The organism is Sphingobacterium sp. SYP-B4668, from assembly GCF_027627455.1.
Classification (GTDB): domain Bacteria; phylum Bacteroidota; class Bacteroidia; order Sphingobacteriales; family Sphingobacteriaceae; genus Sphingobacterium.
This window is the reverse complement of the sequence record NZ_CP115483.1, coordinates 708,460-727,876: the sequence shown is the minus strand read 5'-3', so window position 1 is coordinate 727,876 and position 19,417 is coordinate 708,460. Positions and strand designations below refer to the sequence as shown.

The 19,417-nt window shown below is 38.6% G+C and carries 22 protein-coding genes; 6 read left to right on the top strand and 16 right to left on the bottom strand.

All coding sequences use genetic code 11. The features are described from left to right. Positions 1 to 2: 2 nt before the first annotated feature. Both OQ289_RS03150 and OQ289_RS03145 read right to left on the bottom strand, forming a co-directional pair. On the bottom strand, positions 3 to 926 hold the full coding sequence (locus OQ289_RS03150) for a hypothetical protein (protein ID WP_270089384.1): 924 nt from the start codon (positions 924 to 926) through the stop codon (positions 3 to 5). A 219-nt stretch (positions 927 to 1,145) separates the two neighbouring features. Next, on the bottom strand, positions 1,146 to 1,712 hold the full coding sequence (locus tag OQ289_RS03145) for a lipocalin family protein (protein ID WP_270089383.1): 567 nt from the start codon (positions 1,710 to 1,712) through the stop codon (positions 1,146 to 1,148). Positions 1,713 to 1,770: 58 nt separating this feature from the next. Here OQ289_RS03145 and OQ289_RS03140 point away from each other — a divergent pair, with 58 nt between their 5' ends. The 3 genes from OQ289_RS03140 to OQ289_RS03130 all read left to right on the top strand — a co-directional run bounded on the left by OQ289_RS03140 (position 1,771) and on the right by OQ289_RS03130 (position 3,840). Next, complete coding sequence (locus tag OQ289_RS03140) at positions 1,771 to 2,100, top strand: hypothetical protein (protein WP_270089382.1); 330 nt, start codon at positions 1,771 to 1,773, stop codon at positions 2,098 to 2,100. Positions 2,101 to 2,166: 66 nt separating this feature from the next. Continuing rightward, positions 2,167 to 3,090 carry a lysylphosphatidylglycerol synthase transmembrane domain-containing protein gene (locus tag OQ289_RS03135; RefSeq protein WP_270089381.1) on the top strand — a complete coding sequence of 308 codons (924 nt, stop codon included), beginning with the start codon at positions 2,167 to 2,169 and terminating at the stop codon, positions 3,088 to 3,090. 39 nt (positions 3,091 to 3,129) lie between these two features. Further along, a complete protein-coding gene (locus tag OQ289_RS03130; RefSeq protein WP_270089380.1) occupies positions 3,130 to 3,840 on the top strand; it encodes an SDR family NAD(P)-dependent oxidoreductase in 711 nt (236 codons plus the stop codon). A gap of 73 nt (positions 3,841 to 3,913) precedes the next feature. Here the strand turns inward: OQ289_RS03130 and OQ289_RS03125 are convergent, their stop codons facing one another. Genes OQ289_RS03125 through OQ289_RS03110 form a run of 4 tightly spaced genes read right to left on the bottom strand, consistent with a single transcriptional unit; the run spans position 3,914 to position 6,602 of the window. Continuing rightward, the gene (locus OQ289_RS03125) at positions 3,914 to 5,248 is read right to left on the bottom strand and encodes an alpha/beta hydrolase family protein (RefSeq protein WP_270089379.1); all 1,335 of its coding nucleotides are present in this window, start codon (positions 5,246 to 5,248) and stop codon (positions 3,914 to 3,916) included. A gap of 8 nt (positions 5,249 to 5,256) precedes the next feature. Continuing rightward, positions 5,257 to 5,847, bottom strand: a complete 591-nt coding sequence (locus OQ289_RS03120) for a hypothetical protein (RefSeq protein WP_270089378.1) — start codon at positions 5,845 to 5,847, stop codon at positions 5,257 to 5,259. After that, the gene (locus tag OQ289_RS03115; protein WP_270089377.1) at positions 5,834 to 6,337 is read right to left on the bottom strand and encodes a hypothetical protein; all 504 of its coding nucleotides are present in this window, start codon (positions 6,335 to 6,337) and stop codon (positions 5,834 to 5,836) included. Before OQ289_RS03115 ends, OQ289_RS03120 begins: the two co-directional genes overlap by 14 nt. Continuing rightward, positions 6,327 to 6,602 carry a DUF2089 family protein gene (locus OQ289_RS03110; protein WP_033563390.1) on the bottom strand — a complete coding sequence of 92 codons (276 nt, stop codon included), beginning with the start codon at positions 6,600 to 6,602 and terminating at the stop codon, positions 6,327 to 6,329. Before OQ289_RS03110 ends, OQ289_RS03115 begins: the two co-directional genes overlap by 11 nt. Before the next feature lie 429 nt (positions 6,603 to 7,031). Here OQ289_RS03110 and OQ289_RS03105 point away from each other — a divergent pair, with 429 nt between their 5' ends. After that, the gene (locus OQ289_RS03105) at positions 7,032 to 7,772 is read left to right on the top strand and encodes a lysophospholipid acyltransferase family protein (protein WP_270089376.1); all 741 of its coding nucleotides are present in this window, start codon (positions 7,032 to 7,034) and stop codon (positions 7,770 to 7,772) included. A gap of 7 nt (positions 7,773 to 7,779) precedes the next feature. Here the strand turns inward: OQ289_RS03105 and OQ289_RS03100 are convergent, their stop codons facing one another. Beyond that, a complete protein-coding gene (locus tag OQ289_RS03100) occupies positions 7,780 to 8,910 on the bottom strand; it encodes a glycosyltransferase family 2 protein (RefSeq protein ID WP_443020421.1) in 1,131 nt (376 codons plus the stop codon). Then, positions 8,894 to 9,868, bottom strand: coding sequence for a lysylphosphatidylglycerol synthase domain-containing protein (locus OQ289_RS03095; RefSeq protein WP_270089375.1), 975 nt, complete (start codon positions 9,866 to 9,868; stop codon positions 8,894 to 8,896). Before OQ289_RS03095 ends, OQ289_RS03100 begins: the two co-directional genes overlap by 17 nt. Before the next feature lie 90 nt (positions 9,869 to 9,958). On the opposite strand from OQ289_RS03095, the gene ruvC reads away from it, so the two are divergent. Next, the gene (ruvC, locus tag OQ289_RS03090) at positions 9,959 to 10,525 is read left to right on the top strand and encodes a crossover junction endodeoxyribonuclease RuvC (protein ID WP_033563394.1); all 567 of its coding nucleotides are present in this window, start codon (positions 9,959 to 9,961) and stop codon (positions 10,523 to 10,525) included. On the opposite strand, the gene OQ289_RS03085 is transcribed toward ruvC, so the two are convergent. After that, positions 10,526 to 11,569 (bottom strand): hypothetical protein, encoded by a 1,044-nt coding sequence (locus OQ289_RS03085; RefSeq protein ID WP_033563395.1) that lies wholly within the window; start codon positions 11,567 to 11,569, stop codon positions 10,526 to 10,528. Positions 11,570 to 12,231: 662 nt separating this feature from the next. Here OQ289_RS03085 and OQ289_RS03080 point away from each other — a divergent pair. Continuing rightward, positions 12,232 to 12,705: an Lrp/AsnC ligand binding domain-containing protein gene (locus tag OQ289_RS03080; protein ID WP_033563396.1), complete on the top strand. Its 474-nt coding sequence runs from the start codon at positions 12,232 to 12,234 to the stop codon at positions 12,703 to 12,705. Between the two features lie 50 nt (positions 12,706 to 12,755). On the opposite strand, the gene OQ289_RS03075 is transcribed toward OQ289_RS03080, so the two are convergent. From OQ289_RS03075 to OQ289_RS03045, 7 genes are all read right to left on the bottom strand, one after another. Beyond that, a complete protein-coding gene (locus tag OQ289_RS03075) occupies positions 12,756 to 13,823 on the bottom strand; it encodes a M20 family metallo-hydrolase (protein WP_270089374.1) in 1,068 nt (355 codons plus the stop codon). Continuing rightward, positions 13,816 to 14,616 (bottom strand): pyrroline-5-carboxylate reductase, encoded by an 801-nt coding sequence (gene proC, locus OQ289_RS03070; protein ID WP_033563398.1) that lies wholly within the window; start codon positions 14,614 to 14,616, stop codon positions 13,816 to 13,818. The genes OQ289_RS03075 and proC overlap by 8 nt, the downstream gene beginning before the upstream one ends. 23 nt (positions 14,617 to 14,639) lie before the next feature. Next, complete coding sequence (gene argB / locus OQ289_RS03065; protein WP_270089373.1) at positions 14,640 to 15,437, bottom strand: acetylglutamate kinase; 798 nt, start codon at positions 15,435 to 15,437, stop codon at positions 14,640 to 14,642. A gap of 19 nt (positions 15,438 to 15,456) precedes the next feature. Further along, positions 15,457 to 16,425 (bottom strand): acetylornithine carbamoyltransferase, encoded by a 969-nt coding sequence (locus OQ289_RS03060; RefSeq protein WP_270089372.1) that lies wholly within the window; start codon positions 16,423 to 16,425, stop codon positions 15,457 to 15,459. Positions 16,426 to 16,437: 12 nt separating this feature from the next. Next, positions 16,438 to 17,574: an aspartate aminotransferase family protein gene (locus OQ289_RS03055; RefSeq protein WP_270089371.1), complete on the bottom strand. Its 1,137-nt coding sequence runs from the start codon at positions 17,572 to 17,574 to the stop codon at positions 16,438 to 16,440. Between the two features lie 145 nt (positions 17,575 to 17,719). Then, a complete protein-coding gene (gene rplQ / locus OQ289_RS03050) occupies positions 17,720 to 18,274 on the bottom strand; it encodes a 50S ribosomal protein L17 (RefSeq protein ID WP_033563402.1) in 555 nt (184 codons plus the stop codon). 146 nt (positions 18,275 to 18,420) lie between these two features. Continuing rightward, positions 18,421 to 19,413 (bottom strand): DNA-directed RNA polymerase subunit alpha, encoded by a 993-nt coding sequence (locus tag OQ289_RS03045; protein ID WP_033563403.1) that lies wholly within the window; start codon positions 19,411 to 19,413, stop codon positions 18,421 to 18,423. Positions 19,414 to 19,417 lie beyond the last annotated feature (4 nt).

The following is a 19,417-nucleotide window of genomic DNA, read 5'->3' as shown; positions in this document are numbered from 1 at the left end:
AATTATTTTAAGATAATACTCGATCTACCCATGATAGCATTGTCCGCATACAGAAGCACGGTATAGGCACCTTTGCCAAAATTATTTGGTTCTTGCCAGAAAAATTTGTATTCCTCTCCATTATTCGTAAAGTTGATACTTTCCTTAAATGTATATTGAAGTTTCTCTCCGTGTACAAAAAATATATCCGTAGATTCAGCAATCAAATCTCCATCAGGATTGATTATTCGGACGAAGATATCTTTTGCACCAAGCTTAGCTAAAGGATTGTCTGCAATGGTAAAGTTAATTTCTAGCTTATCCACCCGCTTAGCCCTAGTTTCCACCTCCAAACGTCCCTTTCTCTTTTCTTGAAGACCATTGATGATAATATTCGAAACTTTTATAGCAGATGCTGTAGCTACTTTATCTTTAAGGAGTGCATTATTGTCCGTCAATCCCTCAATCTTACTTTCCCGCTCATCTACTTTGCTATTTAACAATTCATTCTCTTTGCGAAGCATCTCATTCTTAACCCTTAAATCTCCGAGATCAGTCTTCAGACCGGATACGTCCACCTTCAATGATGCTACAATCTTTCGAGCTTGATTGATTTGTTCGGTAGTCAATGTACTCATTTCTAATTCCTTTCGAAGATCCTCGATTATCTTCCGAGCTTGAACTTCCGATTTCATCATGCTCTCACTCAGCTTCAGGTTCTCTTCGTTCAAATTATCAAGTTCAGCTTCTATCCGATCGATCTCAATCTGCAAATTTTCCTTTTGGACAGTCAACGTATATATCTTTTCGCCCGAAGAGTTGAATTTGATATAAAAGTATATATTGGTTGCTAACAATGCAGCTATAGCAATTACAAAAAAATAAATCTTTGAACTATCTCTTTTCTTAAATCTCTCTTGCTCTATTTCTCTAACTTCATCTACCATTTCAATGTTGATTACTTTCCAATTTACCGCTATTTCCCATAGGTATGTCTTTATTGAGGATGTTACAGCAAAAAATGTTCCAATATTCGAATCATCTATTTAAAGCTTACCCAACAATTTTCCCAACGAATCAAAAATAAAAAACACAACAGCCACAAACATCAAAAAAGCCGTAAGATAATAACTTACGGCAATATATATGATTAAAACTCGCTATACCTAACGTACAGATTTCGTGAAGTTAAAAACCAAATAACCTGTACCACTTTCCACATCGATTGGCATACGCATGACTAATTTATTACCATCTGAGAAAGAGAGGTCCAATCTGTAACCACTTGTAACATTCCGAGCTTTGTCTCCCGAATAAATCTTCTTAAATTGAAATTGAGGCTGACCACCAGTCTTGCCCGGATTGAAGATAGACCACACAATGTTTCGTACTGCACCTTTGGCGCACAATGTACCGTCAGCTGTAAACTCGATTGTTCCTTTTCCATTTGACGGCAATGTCCACACACTTCCTTCAAAACACTCGGCTGGTGCTTCTTCAAAAACAGTCTTAATAGTATATGCAGCCGGAATATTTTCTCGATCGATACTATTCAAAATCCAGCTACCTTTGACTCCACTTTTCCACTGAGAGGCACTCGGCCCATCATTTACTTCGGTATTGGACGAATTCGAGTTGCCCACCGAAGATGTAGTCTTCTTTTGAGCGCCACAAGATGAAAATAGGATAACGGCTGATAAAATAGCCACGGAGGTCAGAATATGTTTGCGCATTGTTTAAGAATTATGTTAATCAATCTTTGTATTTTTGCAAATATACAAATACAAAATCATGAACGAACAATCCAAAAATCATACCATAAGCAAAGTAATTGCAAAAATACTCTTACGATTGTTCGTAATTATCTTGGCCTTAGCATTTATCCCATTATTATCAGACAATAAGGCGCAGCTCCAAAACACCTATTTATATTTTGAAAACAAGTGGGTACTGATTTTTCCACTGCTTCTTTTTGTCATATTTGTCACTTTACTATTCACCATGTTGAAAAATAAGTACACAAAGACTGAGGTGAATTGGTTATTTTCACTTTCCACCATCATGCTCAGCATTTATCTCCTAATGTTGTACAGCAGGATTTATCCCATCTTTGCTAGCTAATATTTATCCAAGATAGTTTTTATCTTTACCCAATTCGTTCAAGTAAGCGCTAGAATACAGACGTCAATGGATATCAAAAAAATTCAGACTGTTTTCAAAAACATACTCAAGTTAGTCATCACCACAGGAGCACTGTATTGGGTATTCAAGAAAGTTGAAATAAGAGACCTCTTAGAGGCAATCTCGAACAGCAATCCTTGGTTTCTTTTACTCGCACTTTTAGCCTTTTTGATTTCCATCCTTATTTCCGCTTCAAGACTATTAAGCTTCCTAAAGGCAATAGGATTAGAAGTGAGCGAAAAGTATAATTTGAAGCTTTACCAATTGGGCATGTTCTATAATCTTTTTCTACCAGGAGGCATCGGCGGTGACGGTTATAAAATCTATTTTTTACGAAAAAAATTCAATATCAAGGGACGTAGACTACTTGGAGCTCTTTTTTTTGACCGCTTAAGCGGTCTATGGGCACTTGGCTTAATTACCTCCGCTCTAGTTGTCTGTATGCCACAACTTAAGATCCCCAATGCACTCACGATATCTGCTTTTCTTCTGAGCACGCTGATATACTATTTCGTTATTACGAAATTCTTCCCTCATTTTACAAAAAGTTTTCCAATCACACATATCAAGGCTATCGGTGTTCAGGCTATGCAAGTTATCTCTGCGATTCTAATTCTATATGCATTGGGCTTTCAAGGAAAATTCTCCCCATACCTTTTCTTATTCCTAGCTTCATCTCTCGTTGCTATCATCCCTTTTTCTGTAGGAGGACTAGGTATGCGTGAAGTAGTTTATATGTGGGGAGCGAAAATATTTTATCTAGATGCACATTTAGCCGTATTGATTAGCTTGCTATTTTATATTATATCGGCTCTAGTATCCTTGACAGGAGCCTATTATACATTCGACCCAAAAGGGTTGGGAGAAGAGAAGCTTCCATCGGCCGAAGAAGTAGAACGTAGTAGAACCGAGATTACAAATTCCGAATAGTAGTCCGCATTCAAAATACAGTATTAAAAACAATTTAACATGGCAAATATTATTATAACAGGCGCAAGTAGCGGCATAGGATTTGAAGCAGTCTTAGACCTTACGGCAAATAAAGAGAACAATGTAATTGCAATCGCAAGATCGGCTGATAAACTCAGAAAGCTTCATGAAATTGCATCATCATTAAATCATGACGGCGGTAAGCTATACCCTGCACAGTTCGACATCGTCTATGATAACTATACTGATTCGCTCATACCTTTCATTCAATCCAAGTTTAAAGAAGTAGACATCCTCATCAACAACGCTGGTCAACTCATTAATAGACCATTTTTAGAAACTACTACCGAAGATTTTGTAACGATGTTACAGGCCAATTTATTAGGCCATGTCAACATGATCAAGCATATTGTTCCTCTCATCAAAAATGGAGGTCACATTGTGAATGTAAGCAGTATGGGTGGCTTTCAGGGCGCCTCAAAATTTCCAGGCTTATCGGCATACTCCGCTAGTAAAGGTGCTTTAGCGACCCTTACAGAATGCCTAGCTGAGGAATTGAAAGAAAAAGGCATTAAAGTCAATTGCCTCGCATTGGGTTCTTCCCAAACAGAGATGTTCGAAACAGCCTTTCCCGGAGTAGAAGCTGGTACCCTCGCCTTTGAAATGGGACGATATCTTGCTGAGTTTGCGCAAAATGGCAATAAGTACTACAATGGAAAAATTCTTCCCGTATCAAATACAACTCCTTAATATAATAAACACCTCCAGTATTGCGCTGGAGGTGTTTATTATATTAATCAATATCCTTAAAATTGTCAAATAGCTACAAGGTTACCCTATCCAACCACGTTTTTAAATCTCGAAGGACCTCTTCACTCATCGTTTCCTCCAAAAAACCATATTCATTTACCAACCCTGTTTGAGCATGTTGAAACAAATGGTTAAGATCAGGATAAACTTTGATGAAGTCCAAACGATTCTTCTTCTTTTCCGAGATTCGATAGATTGCATTCAGGTTTGCCTCAGCAGGGACCTGTAGATCCTTGCCCCCATACACTGCAAATATTGGACAATTCACACGATTTAAATAAACCCCAGGTTCGAATCGGAAAAATGATCTAAACCAAGGACTAGTCAGTTCATCCACCTGTTTACTATTGTTCAAAATTCCCATTAATGTCTTTTTCACTTCTCCATCACTGCGACTACTCTTCACAATGGCATAAATCTTTCGATTTAGATCACGAGCTTTCATCAATGCGTCCTCGCTCATGCCCGAAGCCTTTCCAAATGCAGCATTTTGAAGCAACATTAATGAGTCTATCGCTATAGTAGGCCCCGCCAATAATCCAATGAATGCAATTTTTGAGTCTTCCGCAGCCAGCATGGGAGCAATCATCCCTCCTTCACTGTGCCCAATAACCCCAATCTTAGCGGGATTGATTGCTGGATGCCCGGTTAAAAAAGCAACACCCGCAGCTGCATCAGCAGCGAAGTCCGCAGTCGTCCCTAGTGAAAAATCACCAGTAGACTCACCAACACCCCGATCATCATAACGTAATACAGCATAGCCATTCTTTGTCAGATAATCAGCTATTAACTTAAAAGGTTTGTGACCAAAGAGCTCTTCATCCCTATTTTGAGGACCACTTCCCGTCACCAACAATATTGCAGGAAAACCTTTGCCAGTCGCTGGCATAGTAAGGGTTCCCGCAAGGGTCAAATCAGCCTTTTTATTAAAAAATGAAACCTCTACTTCGCGATAATTAGGTACACCTTCAGGCTCTTGGGGTCGTTTGATTATTGTAATAGAATCCAGAGTCTTTGTCAAACTCAAGTTGAAAGTACCACCCCCCTGCCTAAACTCTCCCTTTATTGTATCACTCGCTACTCTTCCTTCATACTCCAATCCCGCAGTGCTCATTTTCAATTTGAGAACATCCCCATTCAACTTCACCTCACTCAAAGGTAATCCAATCGCCCCCTGCTTTGGGCTATCCATAGTCCCTGCATATCCTTCGTTATCCTGATGAATATGAAAGACAAGCGGAATCCTCTGTCCAGGAGTCTGTAACTCTCCTTTCCAAGTCCCAGTAATGCTTTGTCCGCAAGCAACATTTAGAATCGAAAGTAAAAAAATAGCATATAAATACTTCATAATAAACATTAGAAATAAGGGAAATAAAATTGTACCACCAAATCCAAGACCAAGAAAATAATCACAATCGCTCCGTTGATAAGAATTTTCCTATTATTCATAGCAACTTTCATTCCTTGAATCAATATATAGAAATAATAGATCAAGACAAATAGCGAAAGCAAACCCACGAAAACAGCTAAAAAAATATCCGATTTAGGAACGGTTTCCAATTGCACATCCCCATTTGCCACGGCTTCAGTAATTTTTTGTGTCGTAGCCTTAGACTTGTCCAACACAACAAGTACCGAAGTGAAATAAATCACTATCCTAGCAATCAGAATTGTATTGAGGACATCAATAAACCTAGTTTTTGTGTAAATAAGCTTAGCAAACAAATACAGTACAATCGTTGGCAATACCGTATTTACCAAATTGTTTACAAAAGGCCTATACAACGGACCACCATCTCCAAACCGTATGTTAATAAAACCGTTATATTTAATATCATAAAAATAGGCAAACAAGCTTCCCAATATATAGAACAGGAGTCCGACAATTAACAATGTCCGTTCTGAAAAATCATCGAATGGTTTTAAAAATATCTTACTGACCTTCATGTGTCTTTATAGATTTTAAAAATTCATTAACAATCGCCTTAAGCTCCTCAGGACGCTGTGTTCCTATCAGGATTTGACGTCCACTCCTTAAAGTAATTTTAAGCCCATATTTACCCTTAGTTGTATACGCTACTCCCGCTGATGAAACCCTCATCCCCCAACCTCCATAATCAAAAATAGAATACTTCACGACTTTACAATCCACTATTTCTTCCCATTTATACGTTTTGTTCCATAAAAATGGCTTAAAGTCTGCCTTTACTCCGTCATTTGTAATTTCAGTCTTCAGTCGGACCATAAGGAAGAACAAGATTAAGACTAACCAAATATAAAAAGGTAGATAAGTCACGATTTCCAAAACCATAGTACCCCAACCTTCGGAAAAGGACATTGACACTCCAGCCCTATAAATCGGAATGACAAGAGCCAGCAGTGATAACCATAGCCACCATTGCGAAAAAGACTGCACTTCTTTAAACTTACTGTTCATAACCTAAATTTTTAATTTTTTGAATCAAATCATCCAACATATTACGTACAGTAGGATAACTCTTCCCTAAGTCTCTAGCCATGTCTTTCAAACTACCTGAATTATAAAGAAACCCCAAAACAAATTCCTGCTCCTCGACAGTGAGCTGCATTAGAATTGGAAGAGAAAATTTGCCTACAACTTCTGTTTCGCATACATCGCAGACAAGTTTGGACACCTTAAGTTTAGCATCACAACTGGGACAAGTAGCAGGTATTTTTTTCATCTGTATTTATTTTAAATTTTAGAAGCGCGAAGCTATCATCATTCGTCTATTCTATATTCATAAATAAGATTTTGCAATTGTATAAATTACCCTCGCGCCAATTGATAGCCTAACTATCGTTTTTTGAACAAAGCTCATGTGCAAAATCATATCAATTCAAAAATTGATTTTATTTACACAAACTTAAATAAAATTAAATACATAATGAATAATTTAAAAAAAATAATCACTTTATATCACAACAAATTGAACATTAAAGCAATTAGGCTCATCTAGTATGTTGCTTATTGTGGGAATGACAGCAAAGCACAATATCTGTATAAAGAAAGATGTATTTTAGATAGAGTAGCCCTCCTTAATAGGGAATGCATTATTATTGCATATAAAAGCAAGTTTATCTAAGTTTGCACCTTAAAACAGACTAAGCATATGAGAAAAATTATTGGTTATATCCTTACCCCTATATTCTATCTATTCTTTTTTATCGAACTGATTATTTTCCACCCGATTCAATGGCTATGCCTGAAACTGGGTGGGTACAGCGCTCATAAACGCAGTGTAGACCTCTTGAACTTCACCCTATTTAGCGATAATTATCTACTCTTCAATTCGGTCAAGTTCATCAACGAACAGCATATCCCAACAGGTCAACCCTTAATTTTTGTTGCCAACCACCAGAGCCAATTCGACATTCCTCCTATGATTTATTTTCTACGGAAGTACCATGCTAAATTTATTTCTAAAATTGAATTGGCCACAGCTAATATTCCAAGTATCTCTTTTAATCTAAAATATGGAGGAGCCGCAAACATTGACCGGAGAGATTCGAAACAATCCATTGGAGAGATTTTAAAATTAGCCAACAATATGAAGACAAAAAACTGGTCCGTCTTTATATTTCCAGAAGGAACTCGTACTAAAAATGGAAAGATGAAAGAGTTTGCAATAGGGGGAATAGCGACCATTTTAAAGAAAAATCCTTCAGCTCTCGTTGTACCAATAGCAATTAATGGTTCTTATGAAATGGTAAAATATGGAATGTTCCCCTTGAATCCGTTCACGAAGATGTCATGGGAAGTTTTACCGCCCATAGACCCAACAGGGAAATCCACAGAAGAGGTTGTTAAAGAAGCCGAAATGGCTATCCGCGCAAAGGTAAGGGGAAGTTAGTCTCCCTTTATTTTACAATTCGTCCTTTCCAGTCGTATTTTCCAATATTTCCCGCTATCCCAATATAGACCAGATAGACGATATGCCCGATCGTCAATAGAGGAAGATATTTCAACAAATTAGTCCGTTCAGCAAATTCACAGAGCGGTCTCATAAAATATAATTCAACTAAAAACTTGACCATGACAACACCAAAGATCAGCGTCCCCAAGGTTGTCGGGTAGAAAAAAGCCAATATCCCACTCAACAACATTGCCAGATTGAAAAGCCAGATACTGACCCCCAGCACGATTACACTCTTATTTTTATATTTAGTACTCTTAGATGCCCAACGTTTTCGTTGGCTAATGAAAGCAAATAAATTAGGCTTGGCATCCGTATAGACTATTGCAGATCTTGACTTACAAAAACCGATTTTGTCAGCATACTTCTCAGCCACCTTATGGAGCAATAGTTCATCATCACCAGATGCAAGATCGTCAATACCTTTAAATCCCTCCATTTCAAAAAAGACATCCCTCCTATAAGCAAGATTAGCTCCGTTACAAGTTGTCGGATGTCCATTACCGATACCTGCCGCACCTAGACCAATCAAATATAGAAATTCAAGTGTTTGTGCCTCCTCAAACATATTCAATTCTTCAGAATAGATAACCGGCGACGAGACCATATAACAACCATGCTCCTCGAAATAGCTAACCACGCTTGACAACCACTGTTTTCCCATTCGACAATCCGCATCCGTAGTCACAATAATCTCTCCTTGCGCAATCTCTATTGCTTTTGAAATAGCCTTCTTCTTATAAGAATTAAGTTTATCACGTTCATTCATCTGCAGGAGCTTAACCCCTTTGAATCCGTAAGTCTTAACAATCTCTGCAGTACGATCTGTAGAATGATCATCTATGATGATAATTTCCAAAAGCTCCTTCGGATAGTCCTGGTTCAACAACGCATTGATTGTCCGTTCGATTACATCCTCCTCATTACGAGCAGCAATTAATACCGACACCGAAGTTGAGGGAGCATTCTGCACTTGAAAAGGAGGTATCGAAAGCCAACCATGTCGCATGTAAAGCACCAATGCTACATACACCATGGTCATAATAATGAGAAAGAGACTAAGACTTGTTATCACTTAAATAATTAACTTTTACTGCAAAAAAGGACCCCAATATAGCTGGCAATATTAGATTCACAAACCAAATACAAGATACAATGGCCATGACCGCGATTTCCTGACTGGTAATATAACCATATAAGTTACTCGCCACAAAACTTCTGACACTAAAATCGAATAAGTCAAGCGAAGGTACGGCAGATTGCACAAAAAACAAGATAAAAATCATCAATACCATAGATACAAATGGTAAGTCTGGTAATATGACCTCCATTAATATGATATATTGCGAAGTAAAGATGACAAATCGACACAAGGAAATTCCCAGAATTACACTGAGCTCCCGCTTATCATAGTCCTCAAGTACAGAAAAAAAAGATTGAATTTTCCGGAATATGCGAATACGTTTTACAAGTCTATCTACCCAATGTACATTAAAGAAAACGACCAAGAATGCAAGTGCATAGAGCAGAGCTATCACCCAGACCAATATCTTGATTTCAATCGATACGGGAAGAAATTTTGCTACGAACCATGCGATACTTAGCGCTCCAAATATGCTGGTCAATACCAATTGAGCAAAATGCCCCACTCCCATTGCAACGGCTCCAGAGGCCCGGTTTTCAGGAGATAAATACATGACCCGCCCCCCATACTCACCTATTCTATTCGGTGTAAATATCGCCCAGGTAAGCCCACAAAATACGCCCTCAATTGCTCGCCACCAACTAATTCTTTCAATGCGCCTACTGATGAACTTCCATTTTGCAACTTCCAAAAACCAGTTACAAAACATCAAAACGATTACAGTAATCAATACGGCCAAGATAAGGTCCTTGTCAAGGTCATTCAATAAAGATTTGAATTCTTTAAGGTTATCTTGATTATTGACTTTGAAATAAATATACCATCCCGCTAATAGCAAGACCGCAATTTTAATACATAGATTGAGATATTTTCTTGTTTTGTTTGTCAAGACACTATTTTATCAAGATCACAATTTTACTAATTTTTAGTGACATAGCTTGAAGTTAATTCACAAAAGAAAGTGTAATATTGTATCCACATGCAAAAGGAAGCAGCAAAAGAGCGAATTATTTTAGGCATTGACCCTGGCACCGTCGTAATGGGGTATGGACTAGTCAAAGAAACGGGAAAGAAAATTTCTTTAATATCCCTTGGTGTTATAAAAATGGGGCATCTAGATGATCACGCCTTGAAGTTACAACGCATCTTTAAAAAAACATCGGCACTTATCCAAGAATACAAACCAGACTGTGTCGCTTTGGAAGCACCCTTCTATGGTAAAAATATCCAAGTTATGCTCAAACTTGGTCGTGCTCAAGGCGTTGCAATGGCAGCAGCACTCAATCACGATATTCCCATATTTGAATATTCTCCCAGAAAGATAAAACAATCTGTAACCGGAAATGGGAATGCCACAAAAGAGCAAGTGGCGGCTATGCTTAAAACGTTATTATCATTCAAAGAGACACCGGAGTTCCTGGACGCTACAGATGGACTTGCAGTAGCCGTATGCCATTCTTTTCAACAAAATACGACCTCAGGCCTATCCAAATCATACAGTGGCTGGGAAGCCTTTGCCAAAGAGAATCAAAACCGAGTAAAATAGCTACAGCTGCATTTGTCGAATCACATTTTTCACATTCAACTCAATAATATCTGTCATAGTTTTGCATTTCAGATATCGGGCGTCCGAATGAAAAGCCGCATACCCTTCCCGTAACTGGACAATATTCGCAATAGAAGACAATTGCTGCGTTTGGGATGCATCTCTTAAATCAGCAATACGATGACGTTCACTTCGCACGCGATGGACTAAAGAAGACCGTTCCTCTTGTTGATATTGAGATACCGTTCGATCATTCAGGTATTCCATGCATACTTTGACATATGGATAATTTTCTTTGAAAAACTGTGGCATATACACTTTTGGATTACCTTCGTAAAATTGCTGGTCGAAATCTATCGCCCTAATCCTAAATTGAAAATCATCAAAGTCAGGTGTGATTTGCATAACGAAATTATATGCTCTCATATCACCTAACAATGTAATTATACATCGCTCATTGAACTTCACAAATTCCTTTGCAATCCTCGTCATATTATAGTCAGGAGAAAACATTCTATCCTTACTAAAGACATCACCCGGAATCCCGACAATATGTTCTTCGATTAATGTATCCTGATCAACCAAATAATTGACTTGGTTAGGTGACAGGATTTCCTCCAGTTCTAAACCATATATACGAGACGCATCTGCTTGTTTTACATAAAAATAATCGTAAACGTCATTCAACCGATTGACGATACGAATACGAAACGGTCTGGTATTACCAAATGCACAATACTCAATCCTATCAATGTATTTATGCTGTACTATACGGGTATTACCAGAAGCTTTCAGTTCTGCATAGACAATTTTTAACCCCTCATACAACTGATCCTGCAAATAGGGCAGATACAAAGGGGTCTCCCAAAAAGTATCGTTCCCATTTTTATCCAACACAGGAATTGTTTCACTAAATGACAATAAATCTCGATAAGCTATAGGCAATTTGGCATCTCGCTGATACACTTTGAGATATTTATTCAATCCCGAACCCACAGGAAATATAGGCTTCTTTCTAGATATCTTCACATCATCAAATTCCATATCTATTTTTTAAAGATGAAACAACCATCGGCGTATTGTCTTAATCTGTAAGTCATATGCCTATCTTGATTTCATCTATATGTAATCACTTTGTAATCGCCATTTGGCGCATCGGTTTACTTTGCAATGGTCATCAGCCAGTCGTTCGGTGGTGATGATTCTATAAACTTAGAAAAAATGCTTTGTATTCCCCAGTCACTATTCGAAAATAATTATTCTGCCACATTTGCCTTACAATCCGTTAATCAGAATATTTCCTAATATTCGTTCCATACCCACCATCCCTGCAAACGCATGGAGCACAGTTATTCCCGTCCACCACGAGATTACACTATAATATAATCGGCCAGAATAAAAAAATGCAATCCTAGTAATTTTCACAAGTTAAGGATATATTAATTATGAAATTAATACCACAATAACCAAAAAACTTACTATTTTTGTAAAATTGTCAAGAATATCAAATTGAATTATAGAAAGATAAATTATAGATAACGAATAAACTCATCTATAGTGCTAACCAAAAACATAAACCAAGATATTTTTGAATGAAAGGATATACATTTTGAAAGAAAACTGATATTCTGCGCAAGCAGTTATTCATTCATAATATCAATAGCGTCATAATAAAAGCATTATTTTAAAAACAAAATATAGGATTTATGGAAATTAATTATTCCAACTACGACTTAGATTCATTAGACATTCAAATTTTGTCTATTTTGATGGAAGATGCTTCAATCCCCTATACCGAAATTGCTAAAAAATTAATTGTTTCAGGTGGTACCATTCACGTTCGAATGAAGAAGATGGAAGAACTAGGTATTATTCGCGGCTCCAATTTGATTATCAACCCGCAGAAAGTAGGGTTTGATATTACTGCATTTCTCGGGATTTACCTTGATAAAGGATCCCAATATGCAGATGCTGTTGAACAGTTAAAGAAAATCAAAGAAGTTGTAGAATTACACTATTGCACAGGGCAGTACAGTATATTTGCAAAAATTATCTGTAGAGATACTGGACATTTGAGAAAGGTCCTGAATGAAGATATACAATCTGTAAAAGGTATACAACGAACGGAAACGATTATCTCTCTAGAAGAAAGTATCAAAAGACAAATCAGCTTGATTTAAGCACATTCCATATCAAAGCGGCCGTTGCATATGCAATGGCCGCTTTGATATTATCGGATAATTTCACTCAACATCCTTATATAGAGAGCGATACCTTCTTTAATCTCATCTAGGTAAATGTACTCATCCGCCATATGGGAACGTGCGGAATCTCCAGGCCCCAGCTTCAAAGATGGGATATTGAGTAGGGCCTGATCACTCATTGTCGGAGACCCATATGTTTCTCTCCCTAGACTTACACCTGCTTTCACAATAGCGTGTTCCAAGGATATCGACGATGACGTCAAACGAGTCGATCGTGCGCGCACCGAGCTCTCAACCTGCTCTTGAATAATCGATAGCGTCTCCTCGTTACTATAGGCATCCGTAGTACGGACATCCACCACGAATGTACATATTGCAGGTACCACATTATGTTGCGTTCCCGCAGTAATAAGAGTCACTGACATTTTAATAGGCCCCAACATCGCAGATTCCTTTGGAAAACGAAAAGTACGAAACCATTCCACATCAGCCATCGCCTTATAAATTGCATTAACCCCTTCTTCTCTAGCAGCATGTCCAGCTTCTCCATGAGCTTCACAATCCAATACCATAAGTCCTTTCTCAGCGACAGCCAAGTGCATTTGCGTGGGCTCTCCCACGATAGCAAAACTCAAATCTCCGAGCTCCGTCAATACCGATGCAATACCATCATGACCAGACACTTCCTCTTCAGCTGTAGCCGCTAGGCAAAAATTATACAACATTCCCTCTTCCGCATAAAAATGAAGAAATGTAGCAATCAATGAGACCAAACAACCTCCAGCATCATTACTTCCCAGACCATACAACTTTCCTTCCTCTTCCGTAGCCAAAAAAGGATTACGCGTATACCCCGCATTAGGCCGAACAGTATCGTGATGCGAATTAAGTAAAATTACTGGCTTCGAAGCATCAAAATGAAGATTATAACACCAAACGTTATTCCCCTTACGGTAAGTTCTGACACCAAATGATTCCAAATAGGACTGGATTCGATTCGCTGTTTGATGCTCCTCTCTACTAAAAGATGGAATCTCAATCAGTTCTCGCAAAAGGCTGATACTCGCGTTCGTTAAATGATCAACCTCACTCATTATATAGGCCTCCGGCTTTGGTCGCTGAAAGTTTAATTCCTTTTATAAATGCTGAGCTGAAACCGTTATGTTCCATCTCATTTAAGCCCGCAATAGTACATCCTTTAGGGCTCGTTACCTTGTCAATTTCACTCTCAGGATGACTTTGTGTTTGCAACAAGAGATCCGCAGCGCCCTTTGCCGTCTGGATAGCCATCTTTAAGGCATCATGGGCATGGAAACCAATCTCTACACCACCCTGAGATGCCGCTCTAATACTACGTAAAAAAAATGCAATGCCACATGCGCACAATGCTGTCGCCGAGGTCATCAAATCCTCGTTTATCACGACGACAGCCCCAACTGTTTCAAACAAGTGTTCCACTCGTTGCAATTGCACCTCGTTTGCATCATCGGTAGCTATACAAGTCATAGACTGTCCAATAGCAATAGCTGTATTAGGCATAGCTCTCACAATTGTCATATCACTCCCCAAGACCGCTTTAACATCAAGACATGAAACCCCCGACACAACAGAAACAACCAACTGATCAGGAGTGATTGTTGACTTAAGCTCCTCCATAACCTTCTTTAATTGTTGAGGAAGTACTGCCAACACAACAACCTCCGCCCCCACTACAGCTTGTCCGTTGTTATCACTTACATCATATCCTTGAGACTTTTCCTGCTCCAAAGCGGCTAAAGACCGTCTAGTCAATGTAATTTCAGAAGCTGCATATGCGCCCGACTTAACTAAGCCCTTGGCCAATGATAGACCAATATTGCCAGTCCCAATTATTGTTATTTTACTCATGGTTATAGGTTGATTCGTTTTCTTTATTTTTGAACAAGGCAAGTTCCAAAATGCCCCTGCTGGAACAAGTGAAGGTTATTCGCATTACCAATATGTACATGCTTCACACCTTTACGAATAGCATCAAATGCATTTTGCAGCTTTGGTATCATTCCCGCATGGATTATCCCCTCTTCCTTCATCATCACAAAATCTTTTGCACTGATTTGATTAACAACAGAGTTCTCATCATTTACATCTCGCAATACCCCATTTTTCTCAAAACAATAGATTAAAGAAGTCTCATATAAATCCGATAGTGCTACAGCCAAAGAAGATGCGATTGTATCCGCATTTGTGTTCAGCAACTGACCAAGACCATTATGAGTAATTGCAGAAAAAACAGGAACAAACCCTGCCTCTAATACTTTCTTTATTGCCCCCTTGTTAATAGAGTCATGCATCATGTCACCCACGAAACCATAGTCGATATCCTTTACTGGTCTTTTCATCGTACGAATAGTATCTCCATCAGCACCACTCAGACCAAGCGCATCACATTTTAAGTTCTGCAATTTGGAAACAATTGATTTGTTTGTAAGCCCAGCATATACCATCGTCACAATGTTCAACATTTCAGCATCTGTAATCCTACGCCCTTCTACGAGCTTTGCGTCAACCCCTAACTCCGTCGCTAGTCTGGTAGCTATCTTACCCCCACCGTGTACTAATATTTTCTTTCCTGACAATGCAGAGAACTTCTCCAAAAAATCGTTAAGATCTTCCTCATTATCAATGACATTTCCCCCAATTTTTATAATATTTAGCGTGCTAACCCCCATAATCTCCTTATTGCTTACTTTATTTCCCTAAATTTTCCAACATTCGTTTGATTACCACCTGTGCTGCCCAAACTCGATTTCCAGCTTCCTTGATCACTAAAGAACTAGGACCGTCCAAAATCTCAGCTGACAATTCCAAGTCGCGACGCACTGGTAGACAATGCATTACTTTAGCATTATTCGTCAATTTCAATTTCTTATTATCCATCATCCAATCCTCTTCAATCGGATATACCTTCCCATAGTCCTCATAAGAAGACCAATTTTTCACATAAACAAAATCAGCCCCGTTAAGACTTTCTTCTAGGTCGGTTGAAATATGCGCACCCATAGTAAATTCTTTGGCAAGCTGATACCCCTCAGGTTGTACTACTGTAAAATCCAAAAGCCCTTCTTCTTGCGCTCTGCACATCCATTCTGCAAATGAATTAGGCACCGCCTGAGGCAACGCTTTAACATGCGGCGCCCATGTCAACACTACCTTCGGCTTGGTTTCTTTATCCCAGTGTTCCATGATTGTAATCAAATCCGTTAGACTTTGCAGAGGGTGGCGTGTCGCGCTCTCTAAAGAAATCACAGGCACTTTACAATAATTCATAAATTTTGTAAACAAATCCTCACTGTAATCTTCCTTTCTGTCCTTCAACTTAGGAAATGACCGTAGTCCCAATATGTCACAATATTCGCCCATCACAGCTGCAGCCTCTCGTATATGTTCCACCGTGGTCCCGTTCATTACAACACCATCCTGAGTCTCCAAAGCCCAACCATCCTTATCCATATTCATCACCATGACATTCATCCCAAGGTTAAGAGCTGCCTTTTGCGTACTCAATCGAGTTCTCAAACTAGGGTTTAGAAATACCAATCCTAGCATTTTATGTTTTCCCAAGTTCTCATTTGCATTTGGATTTGCCTTTAAGGATAGTGCCTCCTTGACCGCTTCCAAGAGATTAGGAATATCGTCTACTGAAAAAAACTTGTTCATCGTTGTAATTTACTAAATAGCTTTTAATCTTCTGTCCAATGCCTCCAAAAACTGATCGGCATGTGCAGTGGTTATATTCAATGCCGGGAGCAAGCGAATTACATTCGGTTTCGCTTCACCTGTAAAAATACGATCCTTTTCCAAAAGGTCCTTCTTCAAAGTCGAAAGCTCTTCTGGAAGATCTATCCCAATCATTAAACCTCGACCACGTACCTCCTTTATCCTATCCATTTTTCGAAGTTCACCAATGAGATAATTTCCCACTACTTCTGCATTCCTCATCAAATTGTCCTCCTTCATTACTTCTAACACAGCCATTGCTGCCGCACAAGCCAAATGATTCCCACCAAATGTCGTCCCCAACAAACCAAAAGAAGCCTTAAATTTCGGAGCAATGCTAATCGCGCCAACTGGAAAACCATTGCCCATTCCTTTAGCCATCGTATAGATATCAGCTTCAATACCAGCGTAATCATGAGCGTAGAAAAGGCCCGTACGGCCATATCCACACTGCACCGAGTCGGCAATAAAAACACTATTATACTGATTGCAAAGCGACCTAATCAATTTCAAAAAAGGAACAGATGCCTCTCGAATTCCACCAACACCTTGAATCCCTTCGATTATCACCGAAGAAATTTCCTCACCGTATGACGTAAAAACTTGTTGTAAAGCCTCCTCATCATTAAAAGGTAAAAATACAACGTTCTCCGTCTCATTCACTGGTGCAACTATAGTAGCATTGTCTGTCGCAGCCACCGCAAGTGAAGTACGACCGTGAAAAGACTTAGAAAAGGCAATTATCTTTTTGCGTTTATTATAGAAAGAAGCCAATTTCAATGCATTCTCGTTTGCCTCTGCACCAGAATTACAGAGAAAAAGATGATTCGCACTTTTACCGGATATTTCGCCTAACAGACTTGCAAGTTTCTTTTGGATTGGAATCTCAACAGAATTAGAATAAAAACCAATTTCCTGCAACTGGTCGTTCAATCGTCGTACGTAATGGGGATGAGTATGTCCAATGGAAATCACAGCATGACCTCCATACAAATCTAAATAAGCATTCCCTTCTGAATCCCACACTGTTGACCCTAGCGCTTTGACTATATTAATGGGGTTGATGGGATAAACGTTAAATAAGTCCATTTATGATTTAAGTATAATTAGGATGTCCCCATCCAAAATGAGATACAAATATAAATAAGTAAAAACTAATTGTAGTCAATTATAAACACAAAAAAAAGTCCTCTTGATGTCAAGAGGACTTTCAGTTTTATCTCAGAGCTAAAGATTACTCCGCTTTTTTATCAGCGTCAGCTTCTGCATTAGGTGTTTCTACCTCTTCTGCCTTGCTTTCTTCTTTTGCAGCCTCTTCAACTACTACTGTTTCCTCAGCAGCAACTACTTCAGCAGTTTCAGCTTTTTTCTTTCCGCCACGACGACGAGTAGTTTTCTTCTCAGCTTCAGCAGCTTTAGCACCGTACACTTCGTTGTAGTCAACCAACTCGATAAATGCCATTTCAGCATTATCACCTAAACGGTTTTCCATTTTAATGATACGCGTATAACCGCCTGGACGATTTGCTACTTTCTCAGATACCTCACGGAATAAGATAGTAACGGCGTCTTTGTCTTTCAAATAAGAGAAAACTGTACGACGAGAATGAGTCGTATCGTTTTTAGATTTCGTAATCAAAGGCTCTACATATGTACGCAAAGCTTTTGCTTTTGCCAATGTAGTAGTAATACGCTTGTGTTTAATCAAGGACGTAGCCATGTTTGCAAGCATTGCTTTACGATGGCTGTCTGTGCGGCCTAAGTGATTTACTTTTTTTCCGTGTCTCATTGTGTTTTAATGTAATTTGTGCATACCGTCCTTCTTTAAAAGACTCTTGGATTAAGGATTAAAGAGACGTATACTCTCCTTGTTCCGATCATCTTGACTCTTATTTCAGGGGAATTATGCAACAGGTCGCTTAATTTATTATTATATTATTCTTCGTCCAATTTGAACTTAGACAAATTCATTCCGAATGACAAACCTTTAGATTTGACCAATTCTTGGATTTCACTTAAAGATTTCTTACCAAAGTTTCTGAACTTCAACATGTCAGCTACATCATAAGTAACCAATTCTGCCAAAGTACGAATATCAGCAGCTTTTAAGCAATTTAATGCACGAACAGACAAATCCAAATCTACCAATTCTGTTTTCAAAATTTTACGCATATGCAAAATCTCTTCGTCCACAACTTTAGTCTCTTCTTTAGTCTGAGATTCTAACAGCATATTCTCATCCGAGAACAACATGAAATGTTGAATCAAAATCTTAGCTGCCTCTTTTAATGCGTCTTCTGGGTGAATAGAACCATCTGTTGTAATGTCCAACAACAATTTTTCGTAATCGGTCTTTTGTTCTACACGATAGTTCTCAATGGTATATTTTACATTCTTAATCGGAGTAAAGATAGAGTCGATTGCGATTAGGCCAACTGGTCCATCCGTTACTTTATTCTCCTCAGCATTCACATATCCACGTCCCTTTGCTACGCTCAATTCAACTTCAACTGTCACTGAGCTATCCATGTTGCATACAACAAGCTCAGGATTAAGTACAGTGAAGTTACTAGAGAACTTCGTGATATCGCCGGCTAAGAATTGATCTTGACCATTGATTACTACAAATATCTTTTCGTTATCACCTTGCTCACCAGTCTTTTTGAAACGAACCTGCTTCAAGTTCAAGATAATCTCAGTTACATCCTCCACTACACCTTTAATAGTAGAAAACTCATGTGAAACTCCCGAAAACCTTATCGACGTAATTGCATATCCTTCAAGCGAGGACAATAAAATACGGCGCAAAGCATTACCAATTGTCACACCAAATCCTGGCTCTAATGGACGAAATTCGAACGTACCATCAAAATCAGTTGATTTTTGCATGATAACTTTATCCGGTCTTTGAAATGCTAAAATTGCCATTTAA

Coding starts and splice junctions, on each gene's coding strand:
- OQ289_RS03130 (WP_270089380.1), top strand. CDS start 3,130: ATGGCAAATATTATTATAACAGGCGCAAGTAGCGGCATAGGATTTGAA.
- proC (WP_033563398.1), bottom strand. CDS start 14,616: ATGAGTAAAATAACAATAATTGGGACTGGCAATATTGGTCTATCATTG.
- OQ289_RS03125 (WP_270089379.1), bottom strand. CDS start 5,248: ATGAAGTATTTATATGCTATTTTTTTACTTTCGATTCTAAATGTTGCT.
- OQ289_RS03060 (WP_270089372.1), bottom strand. CDS start 16,425: ATGAACAAGTTTTTTTCAGTAGACGATATTCCTAATCTCTTGGAAGCG.
- ruvC (WP_033563394.1), top strand. CDS start 9,959: ATGCAAAAGGAAGCAGCAAAAGAGCGAATTATTTTAGGCATTGACCCT.
- OQ289_RS03045 (WP_033563403.1), bottom strand. CDS start 19,413: ATGGCAATTTTAGCATTTCAAAGACCGGATAAAGTTATCATGCAAAAA.
- OQ289_RS03080 (WP_033563396.1), top strand. CDS start 12,232: ATGGAAATTAATTATTCCAACTACGACTTAGATTCATTAGACATTCAA.
- OQ289_RS03150 (WP_270089384.1), bottom strand. CDS start 926: ATGGTAGATGAAGTTAGAGAAATAGAGCAAGAGAGATTTAAGAAAAGA.
- OQ289_RS03140 (WP_270089382.1), top strand. CDS start 1,771: ATGAACGAACAATCCAAAAATCATACCATAAGCAAAGTAATTGCAAAA.
- rplQ (WP_033563402.1), bottom strand. CDS start 18,274: ATGAGACACGGAAAAAAAGTAAATCACTTAGGCCGCACAGACAGCCAT.
- OQ289_RS03145 (WP_270089383.1), bottom strand. CDS start 1,712: ATGCGCAAACATATTCTGACCTCCGTGGCTATTTTATCAGCCGTTATC.
- OQ289_RS03110 (WP_033563390.1), bottom strand. CDS start 6,602: ATGAAAAAAATACCTGCTACTTGTCCCAGTTGTGATGCTAAACTTAAG.
- OQ289_RS03135 (WP_270089381.1), top strand. CDS start 2,167: ATGGATATCAAAAAAATTCAGACTGTTTTCAAAAACATACTCAAGTTA.
- OQ289_RS03115 (WP_270089377.1), bottom strand. CDS start 6,337: ATGAACAGTAAGTTTAAAGAAGTGCAGTCTTTTTCGCAATGGTGGCTA.
- OQ289_RS03075 (WP_270089374.1), bottom strand. CDS start 13,823: ATGAGTGAGGTTGATCATTTAACGAACGCGAGTATCAGCCTTTTGCGA.
- OQ289_RS03105 (WP_270089376.1), top strand. CDS start 7,032: ATGAGAAAAATTATTGGTTATATCCTTACCCCTATATTCTATCTATTC.
- OQ289_RS03085 (WP_033563395.1), bottom strand. CDS start 11,569: ATGGAATTTGATGATGTGAAGATATCTAGAAAGAAGCCTATATTTCCT.
- argB (WP_270089373.1), bottom strand. CDS start 15,437: ATGGGGGTTAGCACGCTAAATATTATAAAAATTGGGGGAAATGTCATT.
- OQ289_RS03055 (WP_270089371.1), bottom strand. CDS start 17,574: ATGGACTTATTTAACGTTTATCCCATCAACCCCATTAATATAGTCAAA.
- OQ289_RS03120 (WP_270089378.1), bottom strand. CDS start 5,847: ATGAAGGTCAGTAAGATATTTTTAAAACCATTCGATGATTTTTCAGAA.